The organism is Gordonia sp. 852002-50816_SCH5313054-c, from assembly GCF_001665925.1.
Taxonomy (GTDB): Bacteria; Actinomycetota; Actinomycetes; order Mycobacteriales; family Mycobacteriaceae; genus Gordonia; species Gordonia jacobaea.
Map to the genome: position 1 here is coordinate 29,290 of NZ_LZTE01000047.1, position 17,841 is coordinate 47,130.

Genomic DNA, 17,841 nt, shown 5'->3' on the forward strand with positions numbered 1-17,841 from the left:
TCAGCGGGGAGCAGCTCGATTAGCGTGGGGTCGCTCGATCGGCGGGTGGGCGGCTCGATCGGCGGTGGGGTCAGCGGCGCGCGGCGGCGTGGCGGCCGGCGCGGCGTCCGAAGTACGAGCCCTCGCCTAGCTGTGTTCCGCTGGCGTAGCCCTTGCTGTCCTGTGCGATGTTCGCGGCGCACGCGCCCGCTGCGTAGAGTCCGGGAATCGCGGTCCCGGATGCGTCGAGCACCTCGCCGTCGACCGAGGTCGCCATGCCGCCGAGGGTGAACCCCGCGTACATCGCCTTTCCCAGACTCATGTCGAAGACCGCCCACGGGCCCTTGTCTTGCGGCGCAAGGTATTCGGGCGCCTTGTGGAAGTCCGGGTCCTCGCCGCGTGCGGCGTTCTCGTTGTACCGATCAAGGCTCGCCTGCAGCCTCCCGGTCGGAATGCCGAGTGCCTGTTCGGCTTCGGCAATCGTCTCGTAGCCGTCGACAAACGGCACCAGCGGCATGCGTGGTCGCTTCATGTGTGCTTCGTCGACGATCAGATACGCGGTCGAATCCGGTTGTTCGAGAACAAAACTCGACGTCCGCGAGTGGTAGGAGTCTTCCGCCACGAACCGATCGCCATTCTTGTTCACCGCGATCCCGGTCAGCAGAATGGCCGGCGGGTAGACAGGTGCAGTGCAGAATGCCTGATCCATGTGCTTGAGTTCGGCGCCCACCGAGACACCCATGCGGAGTCCGAGGCCGTCGTCGTAGGTGTTGCCGAGGACGTACGGCTTTTCGGTGAGCCACGGCACGTTCTCCGCGACCATGTCGGAGTTCATCACGAACCCGCCCGCGGCGATGACGACTCCCTGCGCCCTGATCACCCCGTCGCCACTGCCGGGGCTGTGCCACGCGACTCCGGCGACAGCGCCGTCGTCGACGACGAGTTGCCGAGCGCCGGTCTCGTAGCGCACCTCCACTCCGAGGTCGGCGAGACGTTTGACCAGCAACTCGACGATCATCGCGGCCCCGCCCGTGTCGCCGGGGACCGGAACCTTGTGCCCACGCGGGGCGGGAACGGCCATGGTGTTGAACGGCCACACCTTCTCGTTGCCGGTGTACATCAGACCCTGCGTCTCGGGCTGGACGACGGCCTTCTCCGGGTAGTAACTGCGCTCGAACTGAAAGCCGAGAGCTTCGAGCCAATCGAAATGCTCGACGCTGTCGACGCAGTACGCATGGATCTTGTCCGGCTCGGGGTCGCTGGAGACCGCGGTGATGTACCGCTCCATCTCTTCGGCGGAATCGTCGTGCCCGGTGGCTTTCTGGACCGCCGTACCGCCGCCGAGGTAGAAGTGTCCGCCCGCCAGTGCCGTCGTGCCGCCGGCCGCCGCCGCACGCTCGAGAACCAGAACGCGTGCTCCATTCGACGCCGCCTCCACCGCGGCGCATCCGCCCGCGATGCCCAGTCCGATCACCACGACGTCGACCTCGTCGCTGAACTGCGTCACCGCGCCGAGGGGGAGGGTGTCGGGAATCCGTGTGCCGTCAGCCATGCGGCTTAGCGTAGACCACAAACTAGAACGTGTTCTAGTGATTGAGGGTCGCGTGCGTTTGCCTTCTCCTCAGGCTTTGGAGGTATCAAGGGGTGTGTCCTCTGGACGAACCCTTACCAGACCCGACGTCGACGACAATCGTCGACCGTCGACGCATGACGGCCCCGCAGCGGTCGCCGGGCTGATCGCCGTCGGCGCAGGCCTCGCCGTTGGCGAGTTGTGTGCGGTTCCGATCTCGGAGAACAGTTCGCCGTTCTTCGCCGTCGGGTCGACGGTCGTCGACCACACGCCGCAGGCGGTCCGTGAGTGGGCGATCGGGGTGTTCGGCACCTCGGACAAGACGGCGTTGTTCACCGGGATGGCACTGATCATCGTCGTCCTCGCAGCGGCGACGGGGGTGCTCGAGCGGCGTCGACCTCCCTTCGGCTGCATCGTGATCGGAGTGTTCGCCGTGCTCGGGGTGGTCGCGGCGCTCAACCGGTCGGGTTCGAGCGGCGCCTACGTCATTCCGTCGCTGCTCGCCGGAGTCGTCGGTATCGGGGTGCTGCGACTGCTCCTGCGACAACTCGACGCCCCGCAAGCCACCAACGGCGACGAGCAACAGGACGACGAGCGACAGTCCGGGGTCCCACGGCGCTTCGTCCTGACGGCTGCGGGAATCGCGGTCGCCGCCATCGCGGTGGGCGCCATCGGCCGCAAACTGCTTGCCGACGCCGCGCGCACCGTCGCCGATCGCGCGGGCATCAAGCTGCCCGCGCCCGCCTCACCCGCGCCGCCGATCCCCGCGGGCGTCGATATCGGTGTGCAGGGAGCGACGTCGTACGTCACCGACAACGCGTCGTTCTATCGCATCGATACCGCCCTGCAGGTGCCTCAACTGACCACCACGGACTGGAAGCTGCGGGTGCACGGCCTCGTCGACGAGGAGTTCACCCTCACCTGGGACGAACTGCTCGCCATGCCCATGACTGAACGCGTCGTGACGTTGACCTGCGTGTCCAACGAGGTCGGCGGCGACCTCATCGGCAATGCCCGCTGGCTCGGCGTGCCGATGAAGGCCATCCTCGACAGGGCCGGAGTGCGCCCTGGCGCCGACATGTTGCTCTCGACGAGCTCAGACGGATGGACCGCGGGCACCCCGGTGTCGGCGATCACCGACAAGCGTGACGCGCTGCTGGCAGTCGCTATGAACGGCGAGCCGCTTCCCATCGAACACGGATTCCCTGTGCGACAAGTGATTCCGGGGCTCTACGGGTATGTGTCGGCGACGAAGTGGGTGACCGACTGGGAACTCACTCGGTTCGCCGACGCTCAGGCGTACTGGACGACGCGCGGTTGGTCGGCGCTTGGTCCGATCAAACTCGCGTCGCGCATCGACCGTCCAGCGGGCGGCTCGGTCAAGCCCGGAGAGGTGATCATCGCCGGGACGGCGTGGGCGCAGCACACGGGTATCTCCGCTGTACAGGTCCGCGTCGACCGCGGGCCCTGGCAGGACGCGCAATTGGCAACCGAGTACAGCATCGACACCTGGCGCCAGTGGAAGTTCACCTGGCAGGCGACGAGCGGCCAGCACACCGTCGAATGCCGTGCCATCGACAAGAACGGGAAGACGCAGACCGAGACCGAGGCCGACCCGGTTCCCGACGGCGCGACCGGACTCGATTCTCGCGACTACACCGTCGGCTGATGAGAGCACGGAGTGGTGCCGCCGTGGGCGTGAGGCTATTGCCGGGGTTACCCTTCGACGCAGCACACGTTGAGGGGTGGGTCACATGCGCGGGGTTGTCACTTCTGGACTCGCTGTGTGCGCCGCGGCCCTACTGCTGACCCCCGGCACCGCCGGTGCGGCTTCGCAGGGCGCGCAGGGTCCCGTCCGGCTCCCCACGGTTCAATTGCCCGGGTCCTGGTACGAGCCGACGCCGATCCGGGACAAACCCAGCTGGCTCCCGGAGGGTCTCGGAGAAGACTCGACGGTGCTCCTCATCCCCGGCACCAGCGACTTCACACCGATCAGCTCGACGGTGATCGGCGGCGCAGGCTCCCCGATGGGAGGCGACCAGTACGGCCGCACGGTCGACGTCGGGTTCTACGACGCACCCCATGGCGCGGGCTCCTACAATCCGAAAATCCCTGTCGTGCAATACCCTGCGGCATTCGGAGTCGTAGTCGGCAATAAGAAGTTCGATCTCACCGGCAACGGCACCTACAACGATTCGGTCTACATCGGTACCGCCGACGGGGTCGCTGACGCCGAGCGGGCATGGGTTGATCGCGGTAAATCGGGCACCATCGTTCTCAATGGCTACTCGCAGAGCGGGCCCATCGCGATGAACGTCGCCTACAAACTCCACCAGAAGTACTTGGCGGGAGACGCGGATGCGATCCCGGATGCCAACGTTGTCGTGGTGGTCGGCGCCGACTCGCGATTTCCCAACACCGGCATCGAAACGGTCATACCCAGCGTCATTCCCGGTGCCTACACGAACGGTCCGCGCGACGAATCGAGTACCGGCGACATTCGGGTCATTTCCTACTGCGTGCGCGGAGACTCGGTGTGCGGCTTGGGAAATCCCCTCGCGCACCCGTTGACCTCCGCCTTGTACTTCTTGCCCGGCGCTACGATCCACGGCCAAAAGGGCAATCTGGTGAACCAGTACCGGGTGGTCTCGACCAAAGAAGTCGGCGCCACCACCTACGTGGTCCTCGACGGCGGCAATCCGCAGGGGATCTTTCTGCGCAGCTTGGGCATACCCGTTCCACCAGAATTCGACGACGCGCTCGACACTCTTGTCCCCGTACCGGAGCCGGGCGAGGCGTCGAAGAATGCAGGCGAGAAGCTGCCGACACCGCGCGAGATCCAGGTTGCTCTGTACGACGCGTTGGGGCTGCAGGTACCGGTCACCGACCCCGACGCCCTCGCTGCACAGGGCAAGACGTGGCAGCCGCCGCAGAACACCAGTGCGACGCCGACCCCTGCTCCCACATCCGGTGACCAGCTCCCCGCAGCCGCCGACACCGCGCCCGCAGCGGTCCCCGAGGACCCCGTCGGCGACTTGGTTGCCCATTTAGTTCGGTGGGCAGCCGGCAACGTCAAGCAAAAGTGAGCAATTCAACGGCGTGATCTGCGTCTGCTGAGGTCATGCTATGTTCGTCGCACCGAATTTCGAGCGGGCGCGGCGTGCGGATGACCACCTCATTGACGAACGCGCCCCGACGAGGCGCCAAACGCAGTGGCCGGAGGAGTAAACCCGCGGATCACCGTGCGCTCGTACCCAAACAGATCGAGCACTGACGAAGACCAGTGCCGAAGAAGACAGAGAAGAAACTGACAACATGAGCGTGGGAGTCGTGCGCGAAACGGCCGAGGGTGAGCGTCGCGTGGCGCTCGTCCCGAAGGTCGTTGCGACGCTGGTAGGTAAGGGAGTGCCGGTAACCGTCGAATCGGGCGCCGGTGTGGAGGCGTTGATCCCCGACGACGCATACGTCGAGGCAGGAGCGACGATCGGCGATCCGTACGCGGCGGATGTGGTGCTTCGTGTGTCACCGCCGAGCGACGCCGAGATCGCCAAGCTGCGGCGCGGCCAGAAGCTGATCGGCTTCCTCGCGCCGCGCAATGCCGACACCAAGGTCGGAGCGCTGAAGGAAGCGGGCGTCGAGGCGTACGCCGTCGAGGCGATTCCGCGCATCTCGCGTGCGCAGGTCATGGACGCACTGAGCTCGCAGGCCAACGTGAGCGGCTACAAGTCGGTCGTCGTGGCAGCCGACAAGTCGACGCGATTCTTCCCGATGCTCACCACCGCGGCGGGCACGGTCAAGCCCGCAACCGTACTGGTGCTCGGCGTGGGTGTCGCCGGGCTGCAGGCGCTGGCAACGGCCAAGCGCCTCGGCGGCCGCACCACCGGCTACGACGTGCGACCCGAGGTGGCCGAGCAGGTCCGTTCGGTCGGCGCGCAGTGGCTCGATCTGGGAATCGACGCCGCCGGTGAAGGCGGATACGCCCGTGAACTCACCGACGACGAGCGTGCCAAGCAGCAGCAGGCGCTCGAAGACGCGATCAAGGGTTTCGACATCGTCATCACCACCGCGCTGGTTCCGGGCCGCCCGGCGCCTCGCCTGGTCACCGCCGCCGCAGTCGAGGGAATGAAGCCCGGCAGCGTCGTCGTCGATCTTGCAGGTGAAACCGGTGGCAACTGTGAGTTGACCGAACCGGGTCAGACCGTCGTCAAACACGACGTCACCATCACGTCTCCGCTGAACCTGCCCGCGACGATGCCCGAGCATGCCAGCGAGCTGTACTCGAAGAACCTGCAGGCGCTGATCGAGCTCATGCTCGACGAGAACGGCGCCATCACACCCGATTTCGACGATGAGGTCATCGCATCCGCATGCGTGACCGGGTCGACGTCGACCAGTTCGGAGGTGAAGGCCTGATGTACACCGGTCTCATGGCGAACATCGCCATTCTCGTTCTCGCGGGATTCGTCGGCTTCGCGGTCATCTCGAAGGTGCCCAACACGCTGCACACCCCACTTATGTCCGGTACCAACGCTATCCACGGCATCGTTGTGCTCGGCGCGCTGGTCGTGCTGGGTTCGCTTCCGGCAGATGCCAATTGGGGTACCCGGATCATCGCGTTCGTCGCGCTGATCTTCGGCACGCTCAACGTGGTCGGCGGATTCCTCGTCACCGACCGCATGCTCGGAATGTTCAAGGGTAAGAAGGAGTCTGCCAAGTGAGCGCCATCCTCGCCTCGACGGTGCTGGCGAGCGAGTCGACGGGACAGGTCTCCGAAGGCCTGGGCTACGGCGTCACGGCTCTTTACATCGTCTCCTTCTCGCTGTTCATCTACGGCCTGATGGGCCTGACCGGCCCCAAGACCGCTGTGCGCGGAAACTGGATCGCCGCAACGGGTATGGGCATCGCGATCGTCGCGACCCTGCTCAGCGTCTACAACGACGCAGGCGACGTCGGTGTCCCGACTGTCAACTGGGTGCTGATCGCCATCGGTCTCGCGATCGGTGTCGCACTTGGTATCCCGCCCGCGCTCAAGACCAAGATGACGGCGATGCCGCAGTTGGTCGCGCTCTTCAACGGCGTCGGCGGTGGAACCGTCGCGCTCATCGCATGGGCCGAATACATCGAGTACGACGGCTTCACCCAGGTGCCGCACGAGCCGAACGTGGCCGTGATCGTCGGATCGCTCTTCGCGGCGATCATCGGTTCGATCTCCTTCTGGGGCTCGCTGGTCGCCTTCGCGAAGCTGCAGGAACTGCTCAACAAGAACCTCGAGAAGAAGCTCGTCGCAGCCGCCAAGCTGTTCCAGGTCGCCAACGTCGTGCTGGCGATCGTGGCCGTCGCGGTGGCCGTGGTCATCGGTGTGAAGGCGAGCTCGACCAACGCGACTCCGTGGTACTGGATCGTCATCCTGCTCGTGGTCGCGGGCCTGATGGGTCTGTTCGTGGTGTTCCCCATCGGCGGCGCCGACATGCCCGTCGTCATCTCGTTGCTCAACGCACTCACCGGATTGTCCGCTGCCGCTGCGGGTCTCGCGCTGAACAACCAGGCGATGATCGTGGCAGGCATGATCGTCGGCGCGTCGGGTTCGATCCTGACGATGCTGATGGCCAAGGCCATGAACCGTTCCATTCCCGCAATCATCTTCGGGTCCTTCGGTGGCGGCGACGCCGGTGCCGCGGGTGTCGCGGGTGGTGCGGGCGGCACGGTCAAGGCCACGTCGGCTGCCGACGCCGCGATCCAGATGGCGTACGCCAACCAGGTCGTCGTCGTTCCGGGCTACGGTCTCGCCGTCGCCCAGGCGCAGCACACGGTCAAGGAAATGGCAGACCTGTTGGAGGACAAGGGCGTCGAGGTCAAGTACGCGATTCACCCGGTCGCCGGTCGTATGCCCGGCCACATGAACGTGCTGCTGGCCGAGGCCGACGTGCCGTACGACTCGATGAAGGAGATGGACGACATCAACGGCGAGTTCACTCGCACCGACGTCACCATCGTCATCGGCGCCAACGACGTGACCAATCCGGCGGCGCGCAACGACCCGTCGTCGCCGATTCACGGAATGCCGATCCTCAACGTCGACCAGTCCCGATCGGTCATCGTTCTCAAGCGTTCGATGAGTTCGGGCTACGCCGGTATCGACAATCCGCTGTTCACCGCGGAGCAGACGTCGATGCTGTTCGGCGACGCGAAGAAGTCGGTCGCCGAGGTCATCGAGGAGCTCAAGGCGCTGTAGCAGCCTCATGAAGTGCTTTACGATTTGGTAGCAGCGGGCGGCACAATGTGCCGCCCGCTGCTATGTGTATGTGATGGCAGTCGACGCTTCCCGAGTTCGCACGGTGATTTCGCACGTTGTTTTCGCGCTCGGAGTGCTGTGTCTGCTCGGCGGGTTGTTCTCGGGTGTGGTCAACCGCGAGGCCGTCAACAGCGCCCGGTTCGCCGCGCATGTCGACTCGATCCGGCAGGATCCCGCGGTCGCGCGGCAACTCGGGCTGCTCGTGTCCGGCAAGATCATCTCGGCGTCGCCGGAACTCGTCGCGCTGCGTCCGCTGGTGGAATCGGTGTCGATCTCGGCGGTGTCGAGTCCCGCGGCGGGGCCCGCGGTGCGAGGACTCACCGCGTCGATCCATAGGTCGATAACCCAGGGTGACAGCAATCTGTTCGTGTTGCGTCTGGCCGATCTCGGGGCGGTTACCGTCGCCGCGCTGCGGACGGTGGCACCCGACGTCGCTGCTCGACTACCCGACAACATGGATGTCACGCTCTCGGCGATCGGTGCGAGTGAATGGGATTCGGGCATCCTCGATTACGTCAGATGGGTACGAGTCCTCGCGTGGTTGTTGCCGCTGCTGGGCCTACTGCTGATTGTGGGTGCGGCGTTCATCCGACCTCCGCCCGCGGCTACGGGTCGGGCCTCGCGCATCGCCGCGGTCACCGACTCCCTTGGTGCTGCGATCATCTGGCTCGCGGCACTCGTCGCCGCAATCCTGCTCGCCTGCACCATCATTACCGCCTTCATTCCGACCGACACCCTCGACGGCGCCCTCACGGTAGCGGTCTGGCGCGAGGTCGACGGCAGGCTGTGGATCATCGCTGCGGTTGCGGCGCTCATCGGGCTGGCCGTGCGCGCGGCGTCGAGTCTCGCTCCGGTCGACGATCTCGACAGACTCGCAGAGCGTCTGCGCGAGTGGGTGATACGACGACCGTCGACCCCGGCGGCCATTGCCGCGCGTGGCGGAGTGCTGGTGTTGCTGGGCGTGCTGGCGGTGGTGCGACCGCTGACCTTCGTCACTGTCGTCGCTGTGCTGCTCGGAGCATTCGCGCTCATCGCAGGCGCGGGGGAGTTGCTGCGGGCAGCGAATCGGCAACTGCAGCACAGCGATCGGCGCCAGATCGTCGGCCGGTTGGCGATTCCGGCGGTGGCGATAGTCGGCGTAGCGGTCCTGCTCGCGACTGTCGGCGTACTGTCATGGCCGCAGCCGACCCCGGCCTTGAGTTCCGCTGTCGCCGAGAATGATCCGAACGCGTGCAACGGTCACGTCGAGTTGTGCGACCGGCCATACAACGACGTGGCGTTTCCCGCGACGCACAATTCGATGTCGGCGGCCGACGGCAATCGATGGTTTCTCGCGGAACAGGAAACCGGCGTCATGGGGCAACTCGACGACGGCGTCCGCGTGTTCCTCATCGACAGTTGGAACGGTCAGATGTCGAACAAGCCGCCGATCATCGCCAACACTCAGGACAGCCGCGCGCAGGCACTGGCAGCGGCAGAGCAGCTGTACGGCGCGCAGACCGTGCAGAGTGCCTTGAGGGTGCGCGACGCCCTCGATCTGACTCCCGTCGGACCGGTCAAGCCCTACCTGTGTCACGAGCTGTGCGAACTCGGTTCGACGGAGTGGCTGCCGCTGATGATCAAGGTGCGCGAGTGGATGGACGCCCACCCCAATGAGGTGGTCACATTCTTCGTGCAGGACATGGTCGCACCCGCCGACGTGGAGACCTTGCTGCGGCAGGCGGGACTCTACGACCGGCTCTACACCCCGACCATGGGCCAGCCGTGGCCGACGCTGCGGCAGATGATCGACAGCCGTCACAACCTGGTCTGGCTGCACGAGAACGTCGGTGGCGGCGCCGAGCGCCCCTGGCTGCTCGACGGCAAGGAGTGGACCCAGGACACACCGTATGAATTCCGGACGACAGCCGAGTTCAACTGCGATCGGAACAGAGGGTCGACCACAGCGCCACTGTTTCTGGTGAACCACTGGATGAGCAACTTCACCAGCAGGATCCGCGACGCCGGTGTGGTCAATCGCGAGGAGTTCTTGTTCAACCGGCTCGAGCAGTGCCGCGCAGAGCGGAACATGATTCCGAATTTCGTCGCGGTGAACAACTATCGGGTCGGAGACCTGTTCGCGTCGGTAAACCGGCTCAACGGGGTGAGCTAGCTCTTACTACTGCTGAGTCTCGCTGTTATCGACTTGGGATCGCAGGGAGACCCAGTACTGGACAAGTCAACCTAGAGTTACACGAGTGACTCATGTGGCCAGAGTGAAACGGATTCGACGCGGCGTCGTCGCGGTCGTCGCTGCGGCAGCGGTCGGCGGTGTGGTCGGTTCGTTGCCGGTGGTGCACCACGCGCAGGTGCAACCGACCGTGACCGCCATCGATCCGGCGTCGCTCTACAACTCCGCCCAGCAGAAGTTCGCGTCCGGTGACGTGGCTGGCGGACTCGAGTCGCTCAAACAGTCGCTGATCGTCGCGCCCGCAGACGCCGATTCACTTGCGCTGCAGTCGGTATGGTCCGATCAGGTCGACGATGCCGCCACCGGGAAGGCGGCACTGAGCCGACTCTCGATGATCAATCCGACGCTCGCGACGAGCGTCCGCAACATCACTGCCGGCGTCTCCGCCGCGGCCGCGATCGTCCCGTCCACCTCGCCCGCTCCCGCGTCGGGGCAGCAGGCGATTGTGATACTCGGCTACGGGCTCGGCGCCGACGGCACGATGGCACCCGAACTGGTGAAGCGGCTGACGGCGGGCAAAGCCCAAGCCGACGCAGCCCCGTCGCTCCCGATCGTCGTCACCGGTGGCGTGCCGAAGAAGGGCATCACCGAGGCGTCGGCGATGAAGAAGTGGCTTGTCGCCAATGGCGTCGATGCGTCGCGGGTGACGACGGAGGACAAGTCGGTGTCCACGGTGTCGAACGCACAGAACACGGCCGCAATTCTCGGTGCGCGGGGGATTGCCGACATCGTGCTGGTCACCTCACCGAATCACATTCGGCGAGCTGCGGCCGACTTCGCTGCAGTGGGACTGAAGGTGAGCGGATCTGTCACGACGCCGACCGATATGGCGAAGTATCTCAAACCCTTGACGAAAGATCAGCAGAAAGGCATTCGCCTCGAAGCGACTCGCGCCGCAAGAATTCCCACCACTAAGAATTCAGAATTACCGATCCCGAATATCCCAGGTCTGCCGAATGATCTTCCGGACACAGGACCAGGCCTTATCCCTGAAATCGGCGGCAAGATTCTTGATCAGCTTCTACAGACCGGGTCGAAAAGTTGAACAGCGCAACGACTTTCGACGATGGCGTGAACTGAATCACAATCAAAATCGGGCTGTGTAAGTCTCACAAGAATTTTATGCCTCAGGGCATCTCTAATTAACTCTGCATCTGTACGTTCGTTTCATGGCAACTACCCCGGCAGATTCTCGACGGATAGACACGGCCCAACAATCACGCGACCGATGGCGATGTGTTCTGAAATATGACGTACCGGCATCGCTGGTTGTTTTCCTTGTGGCACTGCCACTTTCGCTCGGCATCGCAGTAGCCTCCGGTGCGCCCGTCATGGCGGGGCTGATCGCGGCGGTGGTCGGTGGTGTGGTGGCGGGAGCGATCGGAGGTAGCCCGCTTCAGGTGTCGGGGCCTGCGGCGGGACTGACAGTGGTGGTGGCAGAACTCGTCGCCAACTTCGGTTGGAAGGTGACGTGTGCGATCACCGTTGGCGCGGGAATCCTGCAGATTCTGTTCGGTGTCAGCCGGATCGCGACCGCCGCGCTCGGCATTGCGCCGGTGGTGGTGCACGCGATGCTCGCCGGAATCGGAATCACCATTGCGCTGCAACAGATCCATGTACTGCTCGGCGGTAAATCGCAGAGTTCTGCACTTGCCAACATCAGCGAACTGCCCGAGCGGATCGGCGACATAAGCTGGGCAGACGTCACGATCGGAGTGATCGTCATCGTGGTGATGGTTGGCTGGAAGTATCTTCCCGCACGTGCACGCAAGATTCCGGGACCGCTCGCGGCGATCGCGCTCGCGACCGTGTTGGCAGCTGTGCTCAACCTCGACGTCGAGCGGGTACGTCTCGACGGCAACTTCTTCGACGCCATCTCGCTGCCTGAACTGCCCCATGGCAATTGGGGTGGATTCGTTCTCGGCGTGCTCACCGTCGCACTGATCGCCAGTGTCGAATCCCTGCTTTCTGCCGTTGCCGTCGACAAGATGCACGACGGTCCGCGCAGCAGATTCAATCGCGAACTCATCGGGCAGGGCAGCGCGAACATGACGTCCGGACTCCTGGGCGGGCTTCCGGTCACCGGCGTGATCGTGCGGAGCACCGCGAATGTCGCTGCCGGAGCGCGTACTCGGTGGTCGGCGGTTCTGCACGGCGTGTGGGTCTTCGTCTTCGCGGTGTTCCTGACGGCACTGGTCGAGCAGATCCCGCTGGCTGCGCTCGCCGGGCTCCTCGTGGTGATCGGCATGCAACTGGTGAAGTTGGCGCACATGAAAACCGCCCTGCGCACCGGCGATCTGTGGGTGTACGGCGTGACCGTTGTCAGCGTCGTCTTCCTGAACCTTCTCGAGGGTGTGGCAATCGGCCTTGCCCTCGCTGTGGCACTTGTCCTGTGGCGGGTCATCCGAGTCGAGATCAAGTCAGGACCGGTGGCGACCGGCGAATCGGACGAGTGGCTGATCGCGGTACGGGGATCGCTGAGCTTCCTGTCAATGCCGCGATTCAACAGCACTTTGAGCAAGGTTCCCGACGACGTCCCGGTCACATTGGAATTCGACGTCGACTTCCTCGACCACGCGGCGTCGGAGATGATCTCCGACTGGGTGCGTGCGCGCGAGGCCACGGGCAACGAGGTCACGATCGTCGAGCGCGGTCGAGCTCGAATCGAGCATGCACCGCTCGCTCCGCCCCGTCGACACACCGGCGGCATCGTCGGTCTTACCCCCTGGCGCAGCCAACGGATCCCGGTCGACGACAAGGCGGTCGCCGACGTCCCGGCATCGCTGCGGTCGATCATGGCGGGCGTCACCGACTATCACCGCGAACACGCCGACGTGCTGCGTGGCCACCTGCAGGATGTTGTCGACTACCAGCAGCCGGACGCCTTCTTCCTCACCTGTGCCGACTCGCGCATCATGCCGAATATCATCACCTCGAGCGGTCCTGGCGACCTGTTCACGGTGCGCAACGTCGGCAATATCGTCGGAGGGCCCAACGGCGGCGCCGAATCCATCGAGGCCGCACTGGATTTCGCGATCAACGAGGTCGGCGTAACCGCCGTGGTGGTCTGCGGACACTCATCGTGTGGTGCGATGCGAGCGGTGCTCGACCAGAGTCGTGGCCGCGAATCGTCCTCGGATGCGGCGTCGAGTTCGCCGATCCGCTCGTGGCTGGCCCAGGCCGAACCGAGTAGGACAGCACTGCAACTCGGGCATCCCGCTGGAAGGTCGGCCGCCAGAATGGGTTTCAACGATGTGGACCAACTCGCGGTGGTGAATGTCGCCAAGCAGGTGGAGATTCTGAGTCGCCATCACCTCGTCGGGCGGGCAGCGGCCGAGGCGCGCCTGCGAATCATCGGACTCTACTTCGATATTCGTACCGCACAGGTCTACGAGGTCACCCAGACCGGTATCCACCTCGCAGGCGTCGGCCATCACGTGAGTGGCTTGCTGGACCGCGAAGGCGCTAGAACATCACCGAGCGAAAGTGTGTGATCAGCCGTCCGGCGTCGTCGAGTACATGAAAGGCGATGCCGGGCGGCTGGCCGCGGTTCACGATGTCATGGCCCTCGAAGGGCAGGTTCAGCGTCGACGAGACGCCGGGTGCTACGCACAGCGGGCGGTCGGCGAATCGGGTGACCGCCGGTGTGTGTGCGTGTCCACACAGGAACGCGACGATGTTGGGATGCGTGTCGACGAGGGCCGCGATGCGCTCCTCGCCGGTCTGGCGGATGCTGTCCATGAACGGCATCTCCAACGTGACCGGCGGATGGTGGAATGCGACGAACACCGGGGTGTCGGGTCCGTGCGCGGCGATCTCCGCAGACATCCACGCGAGCGTGTCGTCGTCGATGTAGCCGTCGTTGCGGCCCGGGATGGAACTGTCGACCACTACGAACAAGACGCCGTCGACGAGGCTCGACGAGTTGATCGGCGCAGATGATTCGGCCCGCAGAATGCCTGCGTTGAACGCGACGCGCTCGTCGTGGTTGCCCTCGGTGATGAGGATGGGCAGCGGGCTGTCGATGACGAGGGATGCCTCGCGGTACTCGCTCGGGCTGCCTTCGTCGGCTACGTCACCGGTGATCAGGAGGACATTGATGCCGTCCGCGCGCGCGTTGATATAGCTCAACGTCGATTCGATTCGGGCGCGATTGAATCGGGTGCCGTTGAAATGCAGGTCGCTGATGTGCGCGACAACGAACACTGGCTCTCCCGGGGTTGGACACCACTGAACATAGCCAACAGAGTTCCCGATCGCGAAGCGAGGTCGGTGGGCGTGGCGAGAGACTCACTTATGGCGCCCATATGACCGATGACGGCGATCGTGTGCAACGTGGCATTCGGTGCAAAGTTCGCATTCAGGGCCGCGTCGCCATTCAGTGCAGCGTATGTGCGAACAACTTCCGAAGCTCGGCGAAGTGGTACTCGGAGGCGTCGTGGTTGTACGACGCGGTGTCGGCCATCGTGTAGCCGTGCTCTGCGCCCGGATACACGGTCGCGGAGTGAGTAACTCCCGCGGTGATGAGAGCGTGCTCGAACTGGGCGATCGCTTCGGAGGGAAGCGAACGATCGCGGTCGGCGTGCACGGCGAGCACCTGGGCGTCGACGTCCGCGAGGCGCAGATGCGGACTGCCTGACGACTGTGTGACCAACCCGCCCGTGTGGAACATGCCGAGAGCTGCGACGTCGTCGGGCCGGGTCGCCGCGGCCAGCAGGGCGAGTCTGCCGCCCGCGCAGTACCCCGTCACGCCGATCGGGCCTTTCGAGACGCCGGGTGTGGCCTTCAACGCGTCGATATATGCGGAGAGGTCGGGTTCGGCGAGATCGTCGGTCAGAGCATGCACGCGCGGCATGGCCACGCTGAAGAACTCTTTGCGCGCGTCGGCGTCGAGGAGCTCGTCCTCCGGCGATGTTTCCTCCGCGGTGCCCCAGCGGTAGAAGACATTCGGAACCAGCACGACGTAGCCCCACGACGCGATGCGGTCGGCCATGCGGCGGGTCTGTGGGCGCAACCCGATGGCGTCGATGATGAAAAGCACGCCGGGGTAATCGGTTTCCGGGTTTTCACCGGCGGGATCGTCACCGGCGGGTCGGACGAGGTATGCCTCCGCGTCGCCGTCGGCGGCCGCGACGGTGATGTGCTTCCCGACGGTGTCGTGGGTGATGGTCATCTTCGGTGTCCTCTCGCTGGTGCGGGTGGGCCTGTCATCCGGTGTTTGTCAGAAGTTGTTTGCCAGAGGTTGTTTGTCAGAGGGTTTTGTCAGAGGTCGCCCGGAAGCTTGTCGCGGCGGATTCCGCGCCAGCTCGGGTGGCGGAGGTGGCCGGTGCTGGTCCAGTCCATGAACCTGACCTCGCCGACGATCTTCGGTAGCACCCAGGTCGCGGTGGACGCGACGGGGCGGTCGAGCTTCTCCAGGAACGGACTTCGTGAGATCTCCAGTGGCTTGAGTTCTTCTGCAAGGCTTTTCAACGACGCCTCGGTGAATCCGGTGCCCACCCTGCCTACGTAGCGCAGGCCGGTCTCTTCTGGCAGCCCGACCAGCAGTGACCCGATGGCACCCTCACGATTGCCGCGACCGAGTCGGTAACCGCCGATGACGACCTCGATGTCGCTCCAGTTCTTCTGCTTGCGCCACTGGCTACTTCGTCGTCCCTGTTGATATGTCGACGTCTTGCGTTTGGCGATGACGCCCTCGAGTCCGTGGTCGCGACTATGGCGCACGGCAGCCGAGCCGGGAGCGGGTAGCAGCGGCGGAATCTCCACGTACGCAGACTCTTTGAATGCGGGCGCGAGAGCCTCCAGGAGTTGTCGACGCTCCGACCACGGTTTACGCAATAGCGATGTGCCGTTGAGGTAGAGGATGTCGAAGAGGTACAGCTTGAGCGAGTACGTCTCCGTGGTATTGCTGCGTGAGGCAAGCAGGGTGAAGTTGGTATGCCCGGCGGAGTCAACGGCAACGACCTCGCCGTCGAGGACGACGTCGATGAGGCCGAGTTCGTCTGCCGCCGAGCGCAATTCGGGGAAGTCGTCGGTCATGTCGATTCCCGATCGCGAGGTGAGGCGGAAGTCTCCATCGATGGAGCGCAACAGAATTCGATACCCATCCCACTTGCCCTCGAACGCCCAGTCCCTGCCGTCGAGACGTTCGACAGGTTCGTCGGTGGCCAGCATCGGGCGCGGGTGTGTGAGGCTGTCGGGGAGGATGGGCCGCGGCTCGTCGCTCATCAGGTGCGCGAGCCAGTTCTTGTCGCCGGTCTTGATGAGCGCGTAGCGGCCCTGGATTCGCTCGCCGTGAAGGCGGACGATGACCTCCGACTCGCGCCACTTCTCGGTCTCGTATGTGCCGTGATCCCAGATCTCCACGTGCCCGGCGCCGTACTCCCCGCCGGGGATGTCGCCGGAGAAGTCCGCGTAGTCGAGAGGGTGATCCTCGGTGTGTACGGCCAGCCGGTTCTGACCCGAATCGGTCGGCAGGTTCTTCGGCACGGCCCAGGAGACGAGCACTCCGTCGCGCTCGAGCCGGAAGTCGTAGTGCAGGCGGCGAGCGTGATGTTCCTGGATCACGAAGATCGGTCCTGCCGACGCCGCGCTCACCGTGTCGTCGGAGTCCTCGGGGTCGCTCTCGTCGTCGCTGTCGGACGACTGGGCGCGGCGTCGACGATGCTCCTCATCGCCGAAGGGTTCCGGGGTTTTCGACGCATCGCGCTTGGCACGGTAGGTGCTCAGGTCGACGACCGGGCGCGCGCCGGCGTCCTCGACTTGCTCCTCGGAGTCGTCTGCGGAGTCCGCGGAGCCGCTGGTGGTTGTCGTCGCGTCGTCGGTGTCTGGTGAGTAGGGGTCGTCGAGGCCGTCGAGCAGATCGCCGTCGGCGGCGCGCTCGAGCACCTCGCCGAAGTGCAACTGTGTCAGTCCCGGACCGGCGAGTTCGTCCCACGTCCGCGGTGCGGCGACCCAGGGCTCTTCGCGACCGCGCATGGAGTACGGCGCCAGCGTCGTCTTCGACGCGCTGTTCTGGCTCCAATCGATGAAGACACGGCCGGCGCGTTCGGATTTCGACATCGTGGCGGTGATCGTCTTCGGATGTGCCGCCGCGAGCGTCGAGGCGATCTCACGTGCAACGGTGCGTGCGGAATCCGGCGCGACGGGTCGGTCGAAACGCGCGTAGACGTGAATTCCCTTGCCGCCGCTGGTCACCGGATACGACGCAAGGCCCGCGCCGTCGAGCATCTCGTGCATCATGAGGGCCACCTGCGCGCATTCGTCGAGTGACACGTCGGGGCCCGGGTCGAGGTCGAGGACGAGTCGATTCGCGCGGATCTCGCCGAGTCCCTTGGGGCCGGACTTCTCCGGATCGGCCTGCATGCCGGGCGGCGGGACGAGCCACTGGGGTGTGTGGAGTTCGAGCGCGGCCATCTGTGCCAGCCATACGAGAACGGCTGCAGAATCGGCCATCGCGTAGGTGATGGTGCGTCCGCTGTGTGCGACGGCGTGGCGGGGAATCCACTCCGGAACGCTGCTCGGTAGATCTTTCTCGAAGAAGGGCGTCGACTCGACGCCATTGGGCCAGCGTTTGCGGGTGATCAGCCTGCCGCGCAGATGCGGAAGCATGACGTCGGCAATGCGGGTGTAGTAGTCGACGACGTCGACCTTGCGCGTGCCGGTCGCGGGATACAGCACCTTGCCCAAGTTGGTGAGAGCGATCGTGTGACCGTCGATCTCCAGGCTCTGGGAGGGCGCCATGAGTTCATTGTGCCCAGAATCTGGTCG

General features: G+C 64.8%; 12 protein-coding genes. 8 read left to right on the forward strand and 4 right to left on the reverse strand.

Translation table 11 applies throughout. The features are described from left to right. Nucleotides 1-70: 70 nt before the first annotated feature. Complete coding sequence (locus A5788_RS11350) at nucleotides 71-1,531, reverse strand: FAD-binding protein (protein WP_064864080.1); 1,461 nt, start codon at nucleotides 1,529-1,531, stop codon at nucleotides 71-73. A 94-nt stretch (nucleotides 1,532-1,625) separates the two neighbouring features. Between A5788_RS11350 and A5788_RS11355 the strand changes: the two genes are divergently transcribed. The 8 genes from A5788_RS11355 (at nucleotide 1,626) to A5788_RS11390 (ending at nucleotide 13,565) form a co-directional block, all read left to right on the forward strand. Further along, nucleotides 1,626-3,218, forward strand: coding sequence for a molybdopterin-dependent oxidoreductase (locus A5788_RS11355; protein WP_064864082.1), 1,593 nt, complete (start codon nucleotides 1,626-1,628; stop codon nucleotides 3,216-3,218). Nucleotides 3,219-3,303: 85 nt separating this feature from the next. Then, nucleotides 3,304-4,635, forward strand: coding sequence for a PE-PPE domain-containing protein (locus tag A5788_RS11360; RefSeq protein ID WP_064864084.1), 1,332 nt, complete (start codon nucleotides 3,304-3,306; stop codon nucleotides 4,633-4,635). Nucleotides 4,636-4,864: 229 nt separating this feature from the next. After that, entirely contained in the window at nucleotides 4,865-5,962 is a 1,098-nt protein-coding gene (locus A5788_RS11365; protein ID WP_005203205.1) for a Re/Si-specific NAD(P)(+) transhydrogenase subunit alpha, read from the forward strand. Continuing rightward, nucleotides 5,962-6,267 carry an NAD(P) transhydrogenase subunit alpha gene (locus A5788_RS11370; protein ID WP_005177965.1) on the forward strand — a complete coding sequence of 102 codons (306 nt, stop codon included), beginning with the start codon at nucleotides 5,962-5,964 and terminating at the stop codon, nucleotides 6,265-6,267. The genes A5788_RS11365 and A5788_RS11370 overlap by 1 nt, the downstream gene beginning before the upstream one ends. Further along, nucleotides 6,264-7,781, forward strand: coding sequence for an NAD(P)(+) transhydrogenase (Re/Si-specific) subunit beta (locus A5788_RS11375; RefSeq protein ID WP_082937967.1), 1,518 nt, complete (start codon nucleotides 6,264-6,266; stop codon nucleotides 7,779-7,781). The genes A5788_RS11370 and A5788_RS11375 overlap by 4 nt, the downstream gene beginning before the upstream one ends. Nucleotides 7,782-7,854: 73 nt before the next feature. Further along, complete coding sequence (locus A5788_RS11380; RefSeq protein ID WP_064864086.1) at nucleotides 7,855-9,993, forward strand: DUF308 domain-containing protein; 2,139 nt, start codon at nucleotides 7,855-7,857, stop codon at nucleotides 9,991-9,993. Nucleotides 9,994-10,078: 85 nt separating this feature from the next. Then, the gene (locus tag A5788_RS11385) at nucleotides 10,079-11,116 is read left to right on the forward strand and encodes a YdcF family protein (RefSeq protein WP_197494597.1); all 1,038 of its coding nucleotides are present in this window, start codon (nucleotides 10,079-10,081) and stop codon (nucleotides 11,114-11,116) included. 124 nt (nucleotides 11,117-11,240) lie between these two features. Further along, entirely contained in the window at nucleotides 11,241-13,565 is a 2,325-nt protein-coding gene (locus A5788_RS11390; RefSeq protein WP_197494598.1) for a SulP family inorganic anion transporter, read from the forward strand. Here A5788_RS11390 and A5788_RS11395 read toward each other — a convergent pair. From A5788_RS11395 to A5788_RS11405, 3 genes are all read right to left on the reverse strand, one after another. Beyond that, a complete protein-coding gene (locus A5788_RS11395; RefSeq protein ID WP_049699395.1) occupies nucleotides 13,537-14,277 on the reverse strand; it encodes a metallophosphoesterase in 741 nt (246 codons plus the stop codon). The two genes, A5788_RS11390 and A5788_RS11395, sit on opposite strands and share 29 nt — an antisense overlap. Before the next feature lie 172 nt (nucleotides 14,278-14,449). Beyond that, nucleotides 14,450-15,244: a dienelactone hydrolase family protein gene (locus A5788_RS11400; protein WP_064864089.1), complete on the reverse strand. Its 795-nt coding sequence runs from the start codon at nucleotides 15,242-15,244 to the stop codon at nucleotides 14,450-14,452. Between the two features lie 89 nt (nucleotides 15,245-15,333). Next, entirely contained in the window at nucleotides 15,334-17,814 is a 2,481-nt protein-coding gene (locus A5788_RS11405) for an ATP-dependent DNA ligase (RefSeq protein ID WP_064864090.1), read from the reverse strand. Nucleotides 17,815-17,841: the final 27 nt, after the last annotated feature.